General features: G+C 73.2%; 16 protein-coding genes and 1 riboswitch. Of the genes, 7 read left to right on the forward strand and 9 right to left on the reverse strand.

Going from position 1 to position 18,111, the window contains the following annotated elements; all coding sequences use genetic code 11:
* Positions 1–105 precede the first annotated feature (105 nt).
* Together HHX30_RS18255 and HHX30_RS18260 are read left to right on the forward strand one after the other, a co-directional pair.
* Positions 106–1,089, forward strand: a complete 984-nt coding sequence (locus HHX30_RS18255; RefSeq protein WP_169983175.1) for a zinc-binding dehydrogenase — start codon at positions 106–108, stop codon at positions 1,087–1,089.
* A gap of 75 nt (positions 1,090–1,164) precedes the next feature.
* The gene (locus tag HHX30_RS18260; protein ID WP_211592211.1) at positions 1,165–1,809 is read left to right on the forward strand and encodes a DNA alkylation repair protein; all 645 of its coding nucleotides are present in this window, start codon (positions 1,165–1,167) and stop codon (positions 1,807–1,809) included.
* 39 nt (positions 1,810–1,848) lie between these two features.
* On the opposite strand, the gene HHX30_RS18265 is transcribed toward HHX30_RS18260, so the two are convergent.
* The gene (locus HHX30_RS18265) at positions 1,849–2,646 is read right to left on the reverse strand and encodes an IclR family transcriptional regulator C-terminal domain-containing protein (protein ID WP_169983177.1); all 798 of its coding nucleotides are present in this window, start codon (positions 2,644–2,646) and stop codon (positions 1,849–1,851) included.
* Between the two features lie 450 nt (positions 2,647–3,096).
* Here HHX30_RS18265 and HHX30_RS18270 point away from each other — a divergent pair, with 450 nt between their 5' ends.
* Entirely contained in the window at positions 3,097–3,684 is a 588-nt protein-coding gene (locus HHX30_RS18270) for a DUF305 domain-containing protein (RefSeq protein WP_169983178.1), read from the forward strand.
* Between the two features lie 48 nt (positions 3,685–3,732).
* Here HHX30_RS18270 and HHX30_RS18275 read toward each other — a convergent pair whose 3' ends face one another.
* Positions 3,733–4,341 carry a CHAP domain-containing protein gene (locus HHX30_RS18275; protein WP_169983179.1) on the reverse strand — a complete coding sequence of 203 codons (609 nt, stop codon included), beginning with the start codon at positions 4,339–4,341 and terminating at the stop codon, positions 3,733–3,735.
* Positions 4,342–4,690: 349 nt separating this feature from the next.
* A riboswitch (cyclic di-AMP (ydaO/yuaA leader) is annotated at positions 4,691–4,833 on the reverse strand.
* 384 nt (positions 4,834–5,217) lie between these two features.
* Between HHX30_RS18275 and HHX30_RS18280 the strand changes: the two genes are divergently transcribed.
* Positions 5,218–5,961 (forward strand): dienelactone hydrolase family protein, encoded by a 744-nt coding sequence (locus tag HHX30_RS18280; RefSeq protein ID WP_169983180.1) that lies wholly within the window; start codon positions 5,218–5,220, stop codon positions 5,959–5,961.
* 10 nt (positions 5,962–5,971) lie between these two features.
* The gene (locus HHX30_RS18285) at positions 5,972–6,259 is read left to right on the forward strand and encodes a DUF6295 family protein (protein ID WP_169983181.1); all 288 of its coding nucleotides are present in this window, start codon (positions 5,972–5,974) and stop codon (positions 6,257–6,259) included.
* 107 nt (positions 6,260–6,366) lie between these two features.
* On the opposite strand, the gene HHX30_RS43295 is transcribed toward HHX30_RS18285, so the two are convergent.
* The 5 genes from HHX30_RS43295 to HHX30_RS18310 form a co-directional block, all read right to left on the reverse strand.
* Entirely contained in the window at positions 6,367–7,119 is a 753-nt protein-coding gene (locus HHX30_RS43295) for a GNAT family N-acetyltransferase (protein ID WP_169983182.1), read from the reverse strand.
* A 385-nt stretch (positions 7,120–7,504) separates the two neighbouring features.
* Entirely contained in the window at positions 7,505–7,978 is a 474-nt protein-coding gene (locus HHX30_RS18295; protein ID WP_169983183.1) for an SPW repeat protein, read from the reverse strand.
* A 139-nt stretch (positions 7,979–8,117) separates the two neighbouring features.
* Entirely contained in the window at positions 8,118–9,893 is a 1,776-nt protein-coding gene (locus HHX30_RS18300) for a glycoside hydrolase family 15 protein (protein ID WP_169983184.1), read from the reverse strand.
* A gap of 63 nt (positions 9,894–9,956) precedes the next feature.
* Complete coding sequence (locus HHX30_RS42735) at positions 9,957–11,321, reverse strand: D-arabinono-1,4-lactone oxidase (protein ID WP_169983185.1); 1,365 nt, start codon at positions 11,319–11,321, stop codon at positions 9,957–9,959.
* A 72-nt stretch (positions 11,322–11,393) separates the two neighbouring features.
* Positions 11,394–12,080 (reverse strand): peroxiredoxin, encoded by a 687-nt coding sequence (locus HHX30_RS18310; protein WP_169983186.1) that lies wholly within the window; start codon positions 12,078–12,080, stop codon positions 11,394–11,396.
* A gap of 185 nt (positions 12,081–12,265) precedes the next feature.
* Between HHX30_RS18310 and HHX30_RS18315 the strand changes: the two genes are divergently transcribed.
* Entirely contained in the window at positions 12,266–12,901 is a 636-nt protein-coding gene (locus HHX30_RS18315; RefSeq protein WP_169983187.1) for a class I SAM-dependent methyltransferase, read from the forward strand.
* A 21-nt stretch (positions 12,902–12,922) separates the two neighbouring features.
* Here HHX30_RS18315 and HHX30_RS18320 read toward each other — a convergent pair whose 3' ends face one another.
* A complete protein-coding gene (locus HHX30_RS18320) occupies positions 12,923–14,182 on the reverse strand; it encodes an MFS transporter (protein ID WP_169983188.1) in 1,260 nt (419 codons plus the stop codon).
* 311 nt (positions 14,183–14,493) lie between these two features.
* Entirely contained in the window at positions 14,494–15,537 is a 1,044-nt protein-coding gene (locus HHX30_RS18325) for a LacI family DNA-binding transcriptional regulator (RefSeq protein WP_169983189.1), read from the reverse strand.
* Positions 15,538–15,711: 174 nt separating this feature from the next.
* Here HHX30_RS18325 and HHX30_RS18330 point away from each other — a divergent pair, with 174 nt between their 5' ends.
* Positions 15,712–18,069: a beta-glucosidase gene (locus HHX30_RS18330; RefSeq protein ID WP_169983190.1), complete on the forward strand. Its 2,358-nt coding sequence runs from the start codon at positions 15,712–15,714 to the stop codon at positions 18,067–18,069.
* Positions 18,070–18,111 lie beyond the last annotated feature (42 nt).

The raw sequence follows: 18,111 nt of genomic DNA on the forward strand, positions 1-18,111 counted from the left end.
ATGCGCCGGGCAGGCCGTGCGGGGCGTGTCCGGCGGCTCTCGCCGATGACGACGAGCTTCCCCCAGATGTGCCACGACCAGACGTACTTCGGCGAAAGGTGGACCATGCGAGCGGCACAGATCGTGGAACCCGGCAGGCCGCCGCTGGTGGCCGACCTCCCCGTGCCCGCCGCCGGGCCCGGCGAGACGCTGGTCGAGGTCGGCGCGGCGCCCGTCACGCCGCTCGACCTGCTGTGCGCGAGCGGCACGTCCTACTTCGGCCGGCCGCGCACGCCGTACGTGCCGGGGGTGCAGGGGGCCGGAATCGCGGACGGGCGGCCGGTGTGGTTCGCGACCTCGGCCGGGATGGCGCCCGGCGACGGCAGCATGGCGCAGGTGGCGGCCGTGCCCGCCCGCGACCTCGTCGAGCTGCCCGCCGCGGCCGATCCGGTCGCGGTCGCCGCGCTCGGGCTCTCGGCCGTCGCCGCGCACATGGCGCTGACCTGGCGCGGCGAGCTCGCCCCCGGCGAACAGGTGGTGGTGCTCGGCGCGGGCGGCGTGGTCGGGCAGGCCGCCGTACGGATCGCGCGCATCGCCGGCGCCCGCAGGGTCGTGGCGGGCGCCCGCTCCCCCGCCGCCGCGGAACGTGCCCGGCAGGCGGGCGCGGACGCCGTGGTGGCGCTCGACACCGGTGACGTCGCCACGCTGGCGGCCCGCTTCGCCGAGGCCTGCGACGGGCCCGCCGACCTCGTGCTCGACCCGCTCTTCGGCGCGCCCGCGGCCGCCGCGGCACGCGCCCTGCGCCCCGGAGGCCGGTGGGTCAACCTCGGCTCCTCGGCGGACGAGACCTGCCCTATCGACTCCTCCACGCTGCGCGGCAGGTCGCTGCGGCTGCTGGGATACACCAACAACGAGCTGACCCCGGAGCAGCGGGCCGCCTCGATCGTGTTCGTGGCCGAGCAGGCCGCGGCCGGGCGGCTGTCCGTCGCCCACGAGCGCGTCCCGCTGGAGGAGGCCGCGGCCGCCTGGCAGCGCCAGGCCGCCGGCGCCGCCTCGGGCAGAATAGTCCTCATCCCTGGGCGGCTCGCTGAGGAATGTCTGACGCTCTGACGGGCCGGGGAGCTCGACGGACAGGAGGCTGAGGTGGCCGGAACGACGCCGACCGAGACGACGGTGGCCGAGGTGATGGCCGAGCTGGCCGAACTCGATGACCCGAAGGCGCGCGAGGTCAACGAGAGACACGGTGACGATCACGGTGTGAACCTCGGCAAGCTGCGCGCGCTCGCCAAGCGGCTGAAGACGCAGCAGGAACTCGCGTGCCGGCTCTGGGAGACGGATGACACCGCGGCGCGACTGCTGGCGATCCTGATCTGCCGTCCGAAGGCGTTCGAGCGTGACGGGTTGGACGCCATGCTGCGCGAGGCGCGTACGCCCAAGGTGCATGACTGGCTCGTGAACTACGTGGTGAAGAAGAGCCCGCACGCCGAAGAGCTGCGCCTGGCCTGGTCCGCCGATTCGGATCCGGTGGTCGCGAGTGCGGGCTGGGCGCTGACCACCGAACGCGTGACGAGAAAGCCGGAGGGCCTCGACCTCGCGGGGCTGCTCGACGTCATCGAGGCGGAGATGAAGAACGCACCGGATCGCCTGCAATGGGCGATGAACCACTGCCTGGCGCAGATCGGAATCGAGCACGCCGAGCACCGTGCCCGTGCCATCGACATCGGTGAGCGCCTGGAGGTGCTCAAGGACTACCCGACACCCCCGGGCTGCACCTCTCCGTTCGCGCCCGTCTGGATCACCGAGATGGTGCGCCGGCAGCACGCCGAGTAGGAAGGTTCGCACTCACGCCCGTGCCGCCACATCCCTCAGCTATGCCGTGACCTGCGGGACCGACTCGTAGAGCGCCCAGTCGGCGCTGATCGCCCCGGCCGTCGTGAGCAGCAGGGGCAGGTGCTCCCCGGTGAGCTTGTCCAGCGAGGTCTCGGCGGCGTGGCTGTTCACGTTGACCGCCGCGATGACCTTTCCCGAGCCGTCGCGCAGTGGCGCGGCCACCGACCGGATCCCGAGGGCGAGCTGCTCGTCGGTCAGCGCCCAGCCCTTCGCCCGCACCTCGCGCAACATCGCGTCGCGCTCCTGCCGGCCGGGCCGCCACCGCGGCTCGATGCCCGACCGGCTCGGCTCGGCCAGCACCCGCTCCAGCTCGTCCGGCGGCAGCGCGGCGAGCAGCACCTTGCCCAGGGACGTCTGCAGCGCCGGAAACCGCGTCCCGATCTGCACCGAGAGGGCGACGATCTTCGGTACGGCCACCCGGGCGACGTACACGATGTCGGACCCGTCGAGCTGGGCGATCGACGAGGACTCGCGCGTCTGGGCGACCAGCCGTTCCAGGTGCGGCCGGGCGACCTCCCACAGTCCCGTCGAGCGGACGTAGGAGACGCCGAGCTCGAGCACCCGCGGGGTGAGGGCGAAACCGCCCTGCTCCGCCCGGGCGTACCCCAGCTCCTGCAGCGTGAGCAGGATGCGCCGCGCGGTCGGCCGGGCCAGTCCGGTCGCGGCCGCCACCTCGGTCAGGGACATGACCGGACGCCCCGGCTGGAACGCCCTGATGACATCGAGGCCGCGCGCCAGCGCCTCGATGAAGTCGGGTCCAGTGTCGCCTCGTGCCATGAACGCCTCTTCCGCTCGAACTCGCCGAGTCAACTTTAGACCCTGCCAGCCTGTCGCTGTCCGCCTGACGGCGAGAGGAAGAACCCGGGATGCCCAGGTTCGCTCCGTCATTGCGTGACGCCCGGCGGCGGAAGCCTCTGACACGACCGCTCAGCGGACCTATGTCCGCTCCAGCGGCGGACGCCACGACAGTGCGGCGAGAAGTGTGTCCGGCCGCCTTCCCAGGGGACCGCGCGGCCTCGCGACCGGCAGGAGGCCCGGGAGGCATGACCGGCATCCGGCCGGGCACGTCTCCCGAGGCGGACGGCGAGCGGAGGGCGTCGCGGTCCGGTCACGCGGAGGGACTCGCTGCGGAACAGGTCCCGCGACTCCCGGGGTGCCTCCGCGTGCCGGGCCGCCGCTCCGCTCCGGCCCGATCACCGTGTCCGGACGAAAACGGAGGTGGTTGTGATGAGGGGACGCGTGCTGCCCTCGGCCCTGCTGGCGGCCGGTCTGCTGAGCGGCATGGGCGGGTACGGCGCCGCCGCCTTCGCCGGCACGCCGGCCCTGCCCGCCGCCCCGGCCGCCACGACGCCGGCGGCCGACCACAACGAGCATGACGTCATGTTCGCCCAGATGATGATCCCGCATCATCGTCAGGCGGTGGAGATGTCGAAGCTGGCCGAAAGCCGGGCGGCCGACGCCCGGGTCAAGCGGCTCGCCGAGCGGATCAAGGCCGCCCAGGCTGCCGAGATCCAGGCGATGAGCGGCTGGCTCACCGCCTGGGGCGAACGGGTGCCCGATGAGAGCGCCGCGCCGGCCCACCACGCCATGCCCGGCATGATGTCCCCCGAGGACATGCGGCGCCTCGAAGGCCTGTCCGGACGGCCCTTCGACCGGGCCTTCCTCACGATGATGATCCGGCACCACGATGGCGCCGTGACCATGGCACGGGACGAACTGCGCGCCGGAGCGTACGAGCCGGCCCGGCGGATGGCGACGTCCGTCGTCTCCAGCCAGTCGGCCGAGATCAAGGAGATGAAGCGCCTCCTGGAGTGAGGCGGCCGCCGCCCGGCCGCCGCCCCTGCGACGCGGGCTCGCGGGAGATCACCGGGTGCGGCGCCTGCGGTGCCGTCCGCCGGAGGGCGCCGCCGCGGCCTTGACCCGGAGCCCGGTCACGGCGGTGGAGACCACCGCGAAGAGCAGACCGGCCGGCAGGACGGCGTCACCCGGCGACCACACGACGTCGGGAGACTGCCCCTGTTGCGCCGCCATGTTCCTGGTGGCCGGCCCGGCCGGACCCTGGACACTGGCGTTCACCGCGGCCACGGGCTGGACCGTCACCGGCGCCTTCGGCGTCGCCTTGACCTTGCGCGGCAGGCCGTACCCGACGATCTTGCTCTTGTCGCGCACCTTCCGCTTCAGCCAGACGCCGTCGACGTTGCCCTCGATGGTGTGGACCTTCCCGCCCGCGACCTTCTCGACCACGCCGACGTGGTCGATGTCGCGGACGTTCTTGGTTCCCGACCAGTCGAAGAAGACCACGGCGCCCGGCTCGGGCTTGTCGCTCCAGGCGTGCTGCTTCTTGAACCACTTGGCGTGCCGCGTGGTCAGCGCGAACTCGCCGACGTGGTCCTGCACCCCGGCCCGGTTCGCCGCCCAGGAGACGAACATGTCGCACCAGGGTGCGGTCTTGAAGTCGGGGTCCTTGGCCACGTTGTCGGCGTACCATTCGCCGAACTTCGTATGTTTTCCCGCTCGTTCGCGGTAGCCCAGTTCCGGGCGGACGGCGTCGAGCAGCTGTCGAGCTATGGGATCGCTGGAAATCGGAGGCTCCTCATGGCGCGCTTCGAGACATGACGAACCGGCCCACCGGGCGTGACGGCATGACGGCATGGCCGTACGAGGGCACGGCCTCGCGGCGGGGCGGAATCAGAAACGGGAGATGTGGCAGCCCGTCACGGGCGCGCCATCACCCCGGAAGCCTGGAGACGTTCCAGGGCGGGCATGCGGTCCGTCGATGCGACGCGGACCGGATCGGCAGGTGGAGCCGACACTCCACGCGCTCTCCTCTCCTTGGCCGCCTACCGGGTTAGCTGACGGGTTCGGGCCAGGAGTAGCCCTACCGGATGGTCCGGATTCACCCCAAGAGACATGGGTCCCCGGTTCCCGGGATGAATGACGTCCGGGATTCGGCGGTCGCCGGTCGTCCTCGGGTTGAGGACCGCACACCGGCGCGACACGGGAAGCATAGTAGATAACAAGTAAGACACGGCCCAAAAACCGGCAAATGGCCCCATTCGGGCCGGTGTCGCGCGACACTTCCGCTGGTCCTCGCGGTCGCGGTCCGCCCTCGGTGAGATACGCCACACACCCGTACGGCACGCGCGCCCGGACGCCCGATCGGGTCAGAGCCGCCGCGCCCGGGCGCGGCGTCACTCGCCCGGGCGGCAGTCCCGCACCCCGCCGCGCTCGCAGCGGCCCGACATCGCCTCCGCGGAAACTTAGTTAGCAAAAGAAACTACTATCGTGAGCTTCCGGACGCGGCCACGCCGCCGGCCGCGCGCGACCCGATTCCAGGGAAGGACCCCAATGACCGACGCGATGTGGGCCGGCACGGTCGCCGTCACCGGACACGAAGGCGCCGAGCTCGAGGCGTACGCCGCCCGGCCGCTCGATACCGGCCCTCACGGCGGGGTTGTGGTGATCCACCACCTGCCCGGGTACGACGAGGCCACCAAGGAGGTCGTGCGCAGGTTCGCCGCACACGGATACGCGGCCATCTGCCCCAACCTGTACTCCCGCGAGGGCGCCGGTGTCAGCCCGGACGACCAGGCCGCGGCGGCCCGGGCCAAGGGGGGCGTCCCGGACGAGCAGCTCGTCGGCGACGTCGCGGGCGCCGCGGCCTACCTCAAGGGCCTGGAGCACGCCAACGGCAGGATCGGTGTCATCGGCTACTGCTCCGGCGGCCGGCAGACGTTCCTGGCCGCCTGCTCGCTCCGGATCGACGCGGCCGTCGACTGTTACGGGGCCTTCGTGGTCACCGCGCCGCCCGCCGACTTCCCGCTCAAGGCCGAGCCGCTGATCTCCCGGGCCGCCGACCTGTCCTGCCCGCTGCTCGGGCTCTTCGGCGCGGCCGACAGGTTCCCCTCGCCGGACGAGGTCGCGGTGCTCGACGCCGAGCTGACGAGACTCGGCAAGGAACACGAGTTCCACGTCTACCCGGACGCCGGCCACGCGTTCTTCTCCGTGGACCGGCCGAACTACCGACCCGCCGCCGCAGTGGAGGGCTGGAAGAAGATCTTCGGTTTCTTCGGCCGCCACCTCGCCGCCTGAGGAGGACCAGATGTGCACCTATCTCACCGAGAAGATCCGGATCGACGGCGCCGCCAAGGGGGCGTCGGGCTGGTTCACGGTCACCGACGGCATGGTCTACGTCGACCATCCCTACCATGCCTGCCAGGAACACACGGTGAACATCGACTTCACCAACCCGGCCGAGGGCCCGTCGGCCCGGGTCGCGATCGAGCTCACCGAGGAGGCGGCGCTCGCCCTGGTCGACGCGATCCACAAGGCCCTGGCCGCGGCGCCGCCCGGGCTCGCCTCCGCCGCCCGCGGGTCCGCCCCCGCCTGACCGCGCCGTGCGGCACCGGCGGCGGGCCCGGAGGCCCGCCCCCGCCTGACCGCGCCGTGCGAGCCGCCCGCCGGAGGATTTCCGGGCAGCGACCGGCCCCGGACGGGTCACTCGTCGAGCGACATGTACAGGCGGGTGCCCCACGGCCGGTATCCGACGCGTTCGTAGACGCGCCGCGACCCCTCGCCGCCGTACTCGAGCCACACCGACCGCGCGCCTCGGGCGAACATCTCGGCGGTCAGCGCGGCGGTGACCGCGGCGGCGACGCCTCGGCCGCGGAAGGCCGGGCGCGTGCCGACACCGGCGAGTTCCGACGTGCTGACGGCGGGGGCGGAGCAGGTGGCCGCACCGGCGCAGCCGCCGTCCTGCGCCCGGACGAACCGCACCGCCCCGCCGCTCTCCTCCAGGCGGCGCAGCCGGGCCGCGCCTTCCGGCGAGGCGGCGAACCCGGCGCCGAACGCCTCGGACAGGGCGGCGTCGATCGACAGGTAGTCCTGGTCCGCGACCGGCGTCTCCACCGGGGGACGGTCGTCGCTCCGCGGCGTCAGCGTGTCCGGGGTGCAGACGAGGTAGTCGTGCACCGCCTCCACGCCGAAGCCCGCCTGTGTGAGCGCGGGCTCCACGCCGGGCGCGGCGTCCGGCGCGAACTCGAGCCGGGGCCCCAGCCCGCGCTCGCGGAACGCCCCGACCAGCGCCGCGACGTCCCGCGCGGACGGCCGGGCTCCGGGCAGGGGGGTGGCGTAGTTGACGTACGGGCTGCGGGTTCCGGGATCGAACCCGGCGACGAAACCGCCGGTCTCGACGACCTCGGGGCGGCGGCGAAGGTTGGCCACGGCAAAGCTCTGGACATCGATGTCCACGGTGATTGGACCTCACGTTGATGACGAAGTGGAGCGCGCTCCCGCCACGTCGAGCGGGCGATGAGCCGCGCGGGGGCCGTCCCCGTCGGGGACGCGGACGGTGCGCAGGGCACCGCGGCGTGGGGCCGCCGTGAAACGGTGATGGCACTGCCTACGCCGGTGCCGCCGGGTGGCGGACCGCTCAGTGCCGGCGGCGGCCGCTGCGGGTCGCCGAAGCCATGGCCTCAGTCCTTCGTCTGTACGCGTGCTGTGAAGCGGTCGTACCCTCCCACGCGTCCGCGCGCGGCCGCAACCGGTTATCCGGCCGCCTTCATGCGACCGGCCAGGACGCGTACGCGCGCCCGATGACGGGAAACCACGGGTACGCGGCCTGGCCTGACGGCGGCTACCACTGGCCGCCCGGTGCGCCGACCCCCCGCCGTCGTCGGCCGCCACTCTCGTGCTGCCGGTAGTTCGCGGCGAACGCCAGCGCGCCGAGGCCGAACAGGAAGATGATCGCTCCGGTGACCACGTTGTCCCAGATGGTCGCGGTGGTGGCCGGTTGGCCGCGGATCACCCACGGCGCGATGATCGTCCAGACGCCCAGCACCGGCACCACCCAGCTCACGCCGTACGTGCGGCCGAACGCGGACGCGCAGCTCAGCGCGAGCGCCGCGACCGTCAGCCCGATGATCAGGTTGTTGATCGCCAGGCCGCCGAACCCGGCGAAGCCCACGACCCACGGCGAGATGGCGAGATAGAGCCCGGCGAGGAACGTCACTCCGTCCATGACCTGCGCGGGCACGGTCGACCCCGCGCGATCGTACGTCTGGCGCAGCTCCGTCGCGTCCGGGCGTCGTGCCAGACCTGGTTGCACCATGGTGCGTCACCTCTTTCCCCCGACAGGGCCGCGGTCGCGGGTTTCCCCGGACCCGCGCGGCCCTCACTTGCATCATGCAACGCGGCAGGTGGCCTGGGGTAGGTCGCGAGACGCGCGGGAAACAGATGGACGACATCTGTCAGGCAGATGGACCCGGCGCCGCCAGAGCCTGGGCCGCGTTGACGACGGAGACGTGGCTGTAGGCCTGGGGGAAGTTGCCGACCTGCCGCCCGCGGCCGACGTCGTACTCCTCCGACAGCAGGCCGACGTCGTTGCGCAGGGACAGCAGGCGCTCGAACAGGCGCCGCGCCCGTTCGCGGCGGCCGAGCAGGGCGAGGGCGTGGGCGAGCCAGAAGGAGCAGGCGACGAAGACGCCCTCGCCGCCCGGCAGTCCGTCCACGTCGTCGGCCTCGGGCCGGTACCGCAGGACGAGGCCGTCCTCGGTCAGTTCGCGGCACACGGCGTCGACCGTGCCCGCGACGCGGGGATCGTCCACCGGAAGGAAGCCGAGCCGGGGAATGAGCAGCAGAGCCGCGTCGAGGCCCTTCGACCCGTAGAACTGGGTGAAGGTGTTCCGGTCGGCGTCGTAGCCGTGCGCGCACACGTCCCGGTGGATCTCCTCGCGCAGGGCGCGCCAGCGGCCGGCCGGGCCGTCGAGGCCCTGCTTCTCGACGGAGCGGACCATCCGGTCCGCCGCCACCCAGGCGAAGACCTTGGAGTGGACGAAGTCGCGGCGCGGGCCGCGCACCTCCCAGAGCCCGTTGTCGGGCTCACGCCACGCCCCCTCCAGATAGTCCATGAGCGCGCGCTGCAGCTCCCAGGCCTCCTCGTCCGGCCGCAGGCCCGACTCCTTGGCCTGGTAGAGGCAGTCGATCACCTCGCCGTACACGTCGAGCTGGAACTGGCCGGAGGCGTCGTTGCCGATCCGCACCGGCCGCGACCCCTCGTATCCCGGCAGCCAGTCGAGAGTCCACTCGGGCATGTGCCTGCTGCCGTCGACCGTGTACATGATCTGCAGGTCGGCGGGGTCCCCCGCGACGGCCCGCAGCAGCCAGTCACGCCACGCCGTCGCCTCGTCGGCGTATCCCGCGTCCATCAGCGCCCGGAGGGTGAACGAGGCGTCGCGCAGCCAGCTGTAGCGGTAGTCCCAGTTGCGCGGGCCCCCGATCCGCTCCGGCAGCGACGTCGTGGGCGCCGCGACGACGCCGCCGGTGGGGGCGTACGTGAGGGCCTTGAGCGCGAGGAGGCTGCTGCCCACGGCCTCGCCGTAATCCCCCCGATAGCGGCAGCCGCCGAGCCACCGCCTCCAGAGCCGGTCGGTGGCGGCCAGTTCCCCGGCCGCCTCCAGCCGCCGCGGCCGGTCCCGCCACGACTGCTGCCAGGTGAGCACGAACGGCACCCGGTCTCCCGCGGCGACGGAGAACGACGCGGTCGTCCCGCGGAGGCGGGAGTCGTGGGTGAGCTCGACGGGCGTCTGGAGCCAGGCGGCGTTGGGACCGGCGATCACCGCCACCTCTCCCTCGCGGTGCCGCACCCAGGGGATCACGGCCCCGTATTCGAAGCGCAGCAGCAGTTCCGTGCGCATCTCCACCCGGCCCCGCACGCCCTCCACCACCCGCACGAGGTCGGGCGCCTCGCCGCGCGGCGGCATGAAGTCGACGACCCGGACACACCCGCCGGGCGTGTCCCAGGTCGTCTCCAGGACCAGCGCACCGTCGCGGTAGCGGCGCCCGGTGCACGTCCCGCCCCCGGCGGGGGCCAGCAGCCAGCGGCCCGCCGGGTGGCCGCCCAGGAGCGCCGCGAAGCAGGATCCGGAGTCGAAGCGCGGCAGGCACAGCCAGTCGACCGAGCCGTCGCGTCCGACCAGGGCGGCCGTGTGCATGTCGCCGATGAGCGCGTAGTCCTCGATGCGCATCGTCCTGCCTCGTGATCCCGTGAGGACGTACCCGGCCTTCACGGGCCGAATCCGGCAGGGGCGTCAGGCGCGGCCGAGGACGTACCGCTCGACGAACTCGTTGGCGAACACGCCCCGGGGGTCGAAGTGCCGCGCCAGCGCCGCGAAGTCGTCCAGGCGCTCGTAGCGGGAGCGCACGACGTCGGGCGGGAGGGTGAAGAGCTTGCCCCAGTGGGGCCGCGCGCCGAACGGCGCGAGACGCTCCTCGATCGCGGTGAGCACGGGCGTCACGGCGCCGGGGTCCTTGATCCAGGTGAAGTGGAAGGCCACCGTGTCGCGGCCCTGGCTCGGGCTCAGCCACAGGTCGTCCGCGGCGATCGTACGGATCTCGGAGATCTGCAGCACCGGGGCGATGCGGTCGCGGATCTCGTCGAGGGCGCGGAACGCCTCGGCCGCGTGCCGCCGGGGCACCATGTACTCCGCCTGGAGCTCCTCCCCGCTGCTGGGGGTGAAGTCGGGCCGGAAGTGCGGCAGCCGCTCGAACCAGGGGCCGGGGACGCCCATCTGGGCCGTGCAGTGCACCGCGGACATGCCCGGCACGGGGTGCCTCGGGCCGTCGGCCAGCGTCGCCCCGAAGAAGCCGCCGCCCGGCTCGGCGCCGTGCAGGCCCCCGGCGGCCGTGGCCCCCTCCAGGCCGCCCGCGGCCGCGTCCCCCGCGAGCCCGCTCACCGCCGCCGCCTCGGCGGGATCCGCGTCGGCCGCGCCGGCCCGCTCCTTCACCCAGACCTGGTTGATGCGGGAGGTACGCCAGTCGGTGAACAGGCTGACGCTGTACGCGGCGGACATGACGGCGTCGAACTGCCCGTCCAGCACCTCGGCCGGCAGGCCCTCGTACACGCGCTGGCGGACGTCGAACGACGGCACGACGTCCAGCGTCATGGCGACGACGGCGCCGAGGGCGCCCAGTGCGACGACGGCCCCGGGGAAGCGGTCGCCGTCCGTGTCGCGGTCCAGCGTGACGAGGTCGCCGTCCGCGGTCACCATCTCGATCGCGCGTACGGACGTGGCGAGACCGCCGTTCGCGTCGCCCGAGCCGTGGGTGCCGGTCGCGCAGGAGCCCGCGACCGAGATATGCGGCAGGGACGCGAGGTTGGGCAGGGCGTAGCCCTTGTCGTGCAGGCGGCGGCCCAGCTCGCCGTACCGGACGCTCGCGGCGACCCGGACCGTCGAGGACGCGCTGTCGATCTCGATCTCCGGGGGCAGCGCGTCCAGCGAGACGAGCAGGCCCGGGGAGTCGGCGATGCGGTTGAAGGAGTGGCCGCTGCCCAGCACGCGGGTCTTCTCGCCGCGCGCCACCAGGCCGCGCACCTCCTCCACGGAGGAGGGCCGCTCGACCGCCTCGGCCCGGAAGGTGATGTTGCCCGCCCAGTTTGTCACTGTATGAGTCACGAAAGAGTTCTACCGGACCAAGGGCCGCGTGGTCGCCCCTCCCCCGCCGCGTCACGAGGCGGGGGCGTACGGTCAGGCGCCGTGGCCGGGCAGGGCGGCGAGGTACCAGTCGACGAGCTTGAGCCGCTCGTCGGCCATCCTGGCCTCCACCTCGGCCTGGGTCTTCGGCGCGCCCAGCAGCACGTCGTCGCCCGGCCGCCAGTTCGCCGGGCAGGAGACGCCGTCGCGGTCGGCCGTCCGGAGCGCGTCCACGAGCCTGAGGATCTCGGGGACCATCCGCCCCGCGTTCATCGGGTAGTAGAGGATCGCGCGGACCACCGACTCCGGGTCGATCACGAACACCGCGCGGACCGCCGCGGTCGCCGACGCGTTCGGGTGGAGCATGCCGTACGCGCGGGACACCCGCGTGTCGAGGTCGGCGATGATCGGGAAGGGGATCTTCACCCCGAGCTTGTCCTCGATCGCCCGGATCCAGGCCAGATGGCTGTGCACGGAGTCGACCGAGTTGCCGAGCAGGGCGACGTCGCGGGCGGCGAACTCCTGCGCGAGCTCGGCGAACGCGACGAACTCGGTGGTGCACACCGGGGTGAAGTCGGCCGGGTGGCTGAACAGCACGAGCCACCGCCCGGCGTAGTCTGCGAGCCGGACCGGCCCGTGCGTGCTGTCGGCCTCGAAGTCGGGCGCCCGGTCGCCGATGAGCGGCAGCCGGGTGGCGGGTTCCACCGCAGGGGTCACGGCAGGGGTCACGGCAGAGGTCATGGTCGCTTCCTTTCCGCGCGCGCCGCGGCGTCCCACCGCGACATGCACCGCGTCACCCACCGCATCGTCCATCGGAGCCCGTACCCACGAGGACCTGTGGCGACCACGGTCCGGATCGCCCGGATTCGGTAATGCCTCTCCGCCGAGCAGCGGGGAATGAAGGCGGGACGGGGGAGGGGGACGTCATGCCGGTTACCGAGGTCAGCCATCCACTGTTCGCCCGCTTCTACACGTGGTTCAGCAGGGTGCTCGACCGGCACGGCATGGCCGCACAGCGCGAGGCGCTGGTGGCCGGGCTGTCGGGCCGGGTGATCGAGGTCGGCGCGGGCAACGGGCTCAACTTCTCCTGCTATCCGCCGTCCGTCACGGGTGTGCTGGCCGTCGAGCCCGAACCGCGGCTGCGCGCGGCAGCGCTCGACGCCGCCCGCCGGTCGCCGGTGCGGATCGAGGTCGTCTGCGGCCTGGCCGGCCGGCTGCCCGCCGCGAGCGGCGAGTTCGACGCGGCGGTGGTGTCGTTCGTGCTGTGCTCGCTGCCCGATCCGGTGGCCGGGCTGCGGGAGATCCGCCGCGTGCTGGCCCCGGAAGGGCGGCTTCGCTTCCTCGAACACGTCCGCGCCGCCCCCGGCGGCTGGGCCAGGGCGCAGGACCTGCTGGACGCGACCGTGTGGCCGCGCCTTACCGGAGGCTGCCACACGGGCCGCGACAGCGTGGCGGCCGTCGAGGCGGCCGGATTCACCGTCGGGCCGCTGGAGCGCTTCGTCTTCCCCGGGCGCGTCCGCAGCCCCATCTCCTTCTGCGTACGCGGCGAGGCCCGGCCCTGAGGCCCGGCCGGGTCGAAGGGCTCAGCGGGAGTCCGGGCGGCTCGCGAGGGCGTCGTACCGGCGGAACGCGGGCACGGCGAAGCCGGCCAGCAGGACGAGCACGGCGCACACCAGGCCGCCGCCCGCCCAGGAGGGCACGAGTCCGAAGGCGTCCGCGGTCGCGCCCGCCCGCAGGTCGCCCAGGCGGGGCCCGCCCGCGACGACGACCATGAACACCCCCTGCAGGCGTCCGCGCATCTCGTCGGGCGCGTAGGTCTGCAGGATCGTCTGCCGCCACACGGCGGAGGCGAGGTCGGTCGCGCCGCCGATCGCCAGCAGCGCCACGACCAGCCACAACGGCTGCGCCAGCGCCGCCGCGGCCACCGTGACGCCCCACAGGGCGATCACGAGCGTGAGCGCCACCCCCTGCCGGCGCACCCGGCCGACCCAGCCGGAGAACACCCCGGCGACTACCGCGCCGATCGCGATGCTCGCCGACAGCCAGCCGAACGCCACCGCCGATCCGCCGAAACGCTCCGCCGTCATCTCGGGGAACAGCGCCCTCGGCATCGCGAACGCCATGGCGATGATGTCCACCACGAACGACATGAGCACGACGGGCCTGCTCACCACGTACGCGAGCCCGTCGACGACCGACCTCAGGCCCGGCCGGGAGATCTCGCCGACGGGCGCCAGCGCCGGCAGCCGTACGGCCGCGTAGAAGCCGGCGCCGAACAGGACGGCGTCGATGAAGTACGCGGTGGCGTAACCGCCCTTGGCGAGCACCACGCCGGCCAGCAGCGGCCCGACCACCGTGCCGATGCTGCTGACGAGGAAGTTGAGCGTGTTGGCCGCGGGGACCCGCTCGGTGGGCACGATGCGGGGGATGATCGCCCCGCGCGTCGCCGAGGTCACGGCGAAGCCGATCGACTGCAGGGCGATGACGGCGAGGATGAGGTGGACGCTGCCGATCCCCGACCAGGCGTGCACCAGCAGGGCGGCGGTGGACAGCCAGGCCACCACCGAACCGGCCAGCAGGAGCCGGCGGCGGTCCACCGCGTCGGCGACCGCACCGCCCCACAGGCCGAAGACGACCAGTGGGACGAGGCTGACGGGCCCGAGCAGGCCCACCCACAGGGACGACCCGGTGAGGCTGTACACCTGCCCGCTCACTGCCACCGAGGTGAGCTGGAAGCCGATGAACGAGACGCCCTGCCCCACCAGCAGCCGCCGGTACGCGGGAATGCTCAGAGGGCGGGTGTCGAGGGTGACGCGCCTCAGGACTGCCTGTACCCCCGCCACCCGCTACCTCACCGATCTGGGCATATCGAACATTTCGCGTACTTTACTCCGGCCGTCCGCGCGGCCCGCAGCAGGCGGGTGCCGCTCCTTGCCGGGCTCGGCACCGCCTCCGGGGGCGACGGACCGCGAGCCGGGCCGAGTGGGCGGCCGAGTACGCGGGCTGAAAGTTTCGGCGAGAACGGCGATACCGGACGCCTGCCGTCCGGCGAGCGCGGCCTCGTGACCACGGATGCCCCGAGGCTTTCGCGGCAACCCGTTCGTGCCCGCACGGTCCCGACGTTGGCCGAAATTTCTATCGGGTATCCGAAACTTCAGGCGGCGAGCGGCGCCGTGCTCCCCCGGACGACGAGGCTGGTGGTGAGTTCCAGGCGGTTCTGTGGCGGGGTCTCCCCGCGGGCGAGGGCGACCACCATGGTCGTGGCGGCGGCGGCCATCTCGGTGAGCGGCTGGCGCACCGTGGTCAGCGCGGGGATGAGCCACTGCGCCATCGGCACGTCGTCGAAGCCGACCACGCTCAGGTCGCCCGGGATGCGCACCCCCATCTCGTGGGCCGCCTGGTACACGCCCATGGCCTGGGCGTCGTTGAAGGCGAACACGGCGGTCGGAGGCCGGGGCATGGCGAGCAGGGAACGGGCGTGCGCCAGGCCGTCCTCCACGCTGAAGTCGCCCTGCCGGACGAGCGCCGGGTCCGTCGGCACGCCCGCGGCGTCCATCGCCGCGCGGAACCCGTCGAGCCGCGCGCGGCTGGACAGGGCGTGGGCGGGGCCGGTGATGAGGGCGATGCGCCGGTGCCCCAGCTCCAGCAGGTGCCGCGCGGCCGACAGGCCGCCGCTCCAGTTGCCGGCCCCCACCGAGGGCAGCTCGTGCCCGGGGTCGCCGGTGGGATCGACCAGCACCAAGGGGATGTCACGCGTCCTGAGCTGCTCGCGCTGGGCCCCGGTGAGACCGGAGAAGACCACGATCACGCCGCAGGGGCGGCGGCCGATGACGCCCTCGATCCAGCCCCTGGCGGGAGGCCGGTGGTCCTGCAGCTCGGAGACCACCACCGCCAGGTCGTGCTCGCGCGCCACCTGCTCGACCCCCTTGATCACCTCCATCGCGTACGCGCCCTCCAGCTCGTGGAAGACGAGTTCGACGAGAGGGGCCGCGGTGGGGCGCTTCTTCTGCCGGCGGTATCCGTGCTCGCGGATGAGGTCCTCGACCAGGGCGCGGGTCTCGGGGGCGACCTCGGACCTGCCGTTGACGACCTTGGAGACGGTCGCGGGGGACACCCCCGCCAGCTCGGCGATCTGGGCGATGGTCAGCGGCCGGGAGGGCGTGCGTTCCGGAGGTGTCGGCTCCCTGGTCGTCGTCATGGCCGCAGTTTAGCGCCCATTTTCGGTCACTCACCCGAATGTTTCGGATATCTCCCGTCCGATTCCTTGACGCGCTCCAGCGCATCGACCTAGAGTCCACATAAACTATCGGTCCTAATCTGGAAACTTTCGGTCTTCCGGCCCCCCGCGGTGGATCGACAAGCAAGGGATGTCATGACATTCGTAGACGCGCCGGGCATCGCGCCCTGGCGGGACGCCGAGCGGCCTCTCGACGAGCGCGTGGAGGCGCTGCTGGCCGAGATGACGCTGGAGGAGAAGGTCGCCCAGCTCGGTTCGGTCTGGGTCGACATCTCGACCGCCGGATCCCAGGCGGCGTCGGGCAACGTCGCCCCGTTGCAGGACCTGTTCATGAAGGACGGCGCGAACCTCGACGACCGGATCCGCGGCGGAGTCGGTCACCTGACCCGCGTGTACGGCACGGCGCCGGTGAGCCCGGCCGAGGGCGCGGCCGGGCTGCGCTCGCTGCAGGAGCAGGTGGTGGCGGCCAACCGGTTCGGCATCCCCGCCATCGCGCACGAGGAGTGCCTGACCGGGTTCGCCACGTACGGCGCGACCGCCTATCCCACGCCGCTGGCCTGGGCCGCGACCTTCGACCCCGCGCTCGTGGAGCGGATGGCCCGGGCCATCGGGGACGACCTGCGGGCCGTCGGCGTCCACCAGGGCCTGTCCCCCGTCCTCGACGTGGTACGCGACTACCGGTGGGGCCGGGTCGAGGAGTCGCTCGGCGAGGACCCCTACCTCGTCGGCCAGATCGGCGCGGCGTACGTGCGCGGCCTCGAGGAGGCCGGGATCATCGCGACGCTCAAGCACTTCGCCGGCTACGCCGCCTCCCGGGCGGGCCGCAACCACGCGCCGGTCAGCATCGGCCCCCGGGAGATGGCCGACGTCATCCTCCCGCCGTTCGAGACGGCGATCCGCGAGGGCGGCGCCCGGTCGGTCATGAACTCCTACACCGACATCGACGGCGTCCCCGTCGCCGCCAACGCCGACCTGCTGCGGCGCGTGCTGCGCGACCAGTGGGGCTTCGACGGCACGGTCGTGGCCGACTACTGGGCGGTGCCGTTCCTCGCCATGAACCACCACGTCGCCGAGGACGAGGCGCACGCCGGCGCCATCGCGCTGCGCGCGGGCATCGACGTGGAGCTGCCGGAGACGGTCGGCTACGGCGAGCGCATGGTCGAGCAGGTGCGGGCGGGCCACGTGGCGGAGTCGCTGGTCGACGAGGCGGTCCGCCGGGTGCTGGTGCAGAAGATCGAGCTGGGCCTGCTGGACGGCGGGCCACTCGTGCCCGAGGGCGCCGGCGACGTCGACCTGGACGGCCCCCGCAACCGCGACCTGGCCCGCACGGTCGCCGAGCGGTCCGTCGTGCTGCTGAGCAACCCCGCCGGCGTGCTGCCGCTGGCCGCCGGGACGGCCGCCCGGATCGCCGTCGTCGGCCCGTGCGCCGACGACCCGCAGACCCTGCTCGGCTGCTACGCCTTCCCGAACCACGTGCTCGACCGCTTCCCCGACCACGGCATGGGCCTGCCCATCGCCCCCGTCCTCGACGGCCTGCGGGCCGAGTTCCCCGCCGCCGACCTGCGGTTCGCGCGGGGCGCGGACGTGTCGGGCGACGACACCTCGGGCATCGCCGAGGCCGCCGCGCTGGCCGCGGAGTCCGACCTCGTGCTGCTGTTCGTCGGCGACCGGGCCGGACTGTTCGGCAACGGCACCTCCGGCGAGGGTTGCGACGCCGACCACCTCGGACTCCCCGGCGTCCAGGGCGAACTGGCCGAGGCGGTCCTGGCCACCGGCACGCCGGTCGTGCTGGTCGTCGTGTCCGGCCGTCCGTACGCGGTGGGCCCCTACGCCGGCCGCGCCGCCGCCGCGCTCCAGGCGTTCCTGCCGGGCGTGGAGGGAAGCGCGGCGATCGCGGGGGTGCTCAGCGGCCGGATCGAGCCCTCGGGCCGCCTGCCCGTCCAGATCCCCGGCTCCCCGTTCGTCAACCCCTCCACGTATCTGCAGCCGCCCCTGGGGCTGCGGACGGACGGCATCTCCGTGTCCGACCCGACCCCGGCGTTCCCCTTCGGCCACGGCCTGTCGTACACGACGGTCCGGTACGACGCGCTGACGACCTCCGCGGAGCGGTGCCCCACGGACGGCACGGTCGAGGCGCGGGTGACCGTCACCAACACCGGCTCCAGGGCGGCGGAGGAGGTCGTGCAGCTGTACGCCACCGACCCGGTGGCGCTGGTGGCCCGGCCCGTCGCGCAGCTCGTGGGCTTCGCCCGGGTGCCGCTCGCGCCCGGCGAGACCCGCGAGGTGGTCTTCGACGTGCCGGCCGACGCCTTCTCCTACACCGGCCCCGACCTGCGCCGGATCGTCGAGCCTGGCGCGATCGCGCTCACCGCCGGCCCGTCCGCCGCCGAGCGCCCGCTGCGCGCCGAGATCCTGCTGACCGGCGACACCGTCGTGCTCGGCCGGGCCCGGCGGCTCACCACGCACGCGCGGACGCCCGAACCGGCCTCCTGACCGTGACAGGCGGCAGGCGGGCGGCAGGCCGTCCGCCTGCCG

The sequence above is a fragment of the Microbispora sp. H10836 genome (assembly GCF_012999525.1).
GTDB lineage: Bacteria > Actinomycetota > Actinomycetes > Streptosporangiales > Streptosporangiaceae > Microbispora.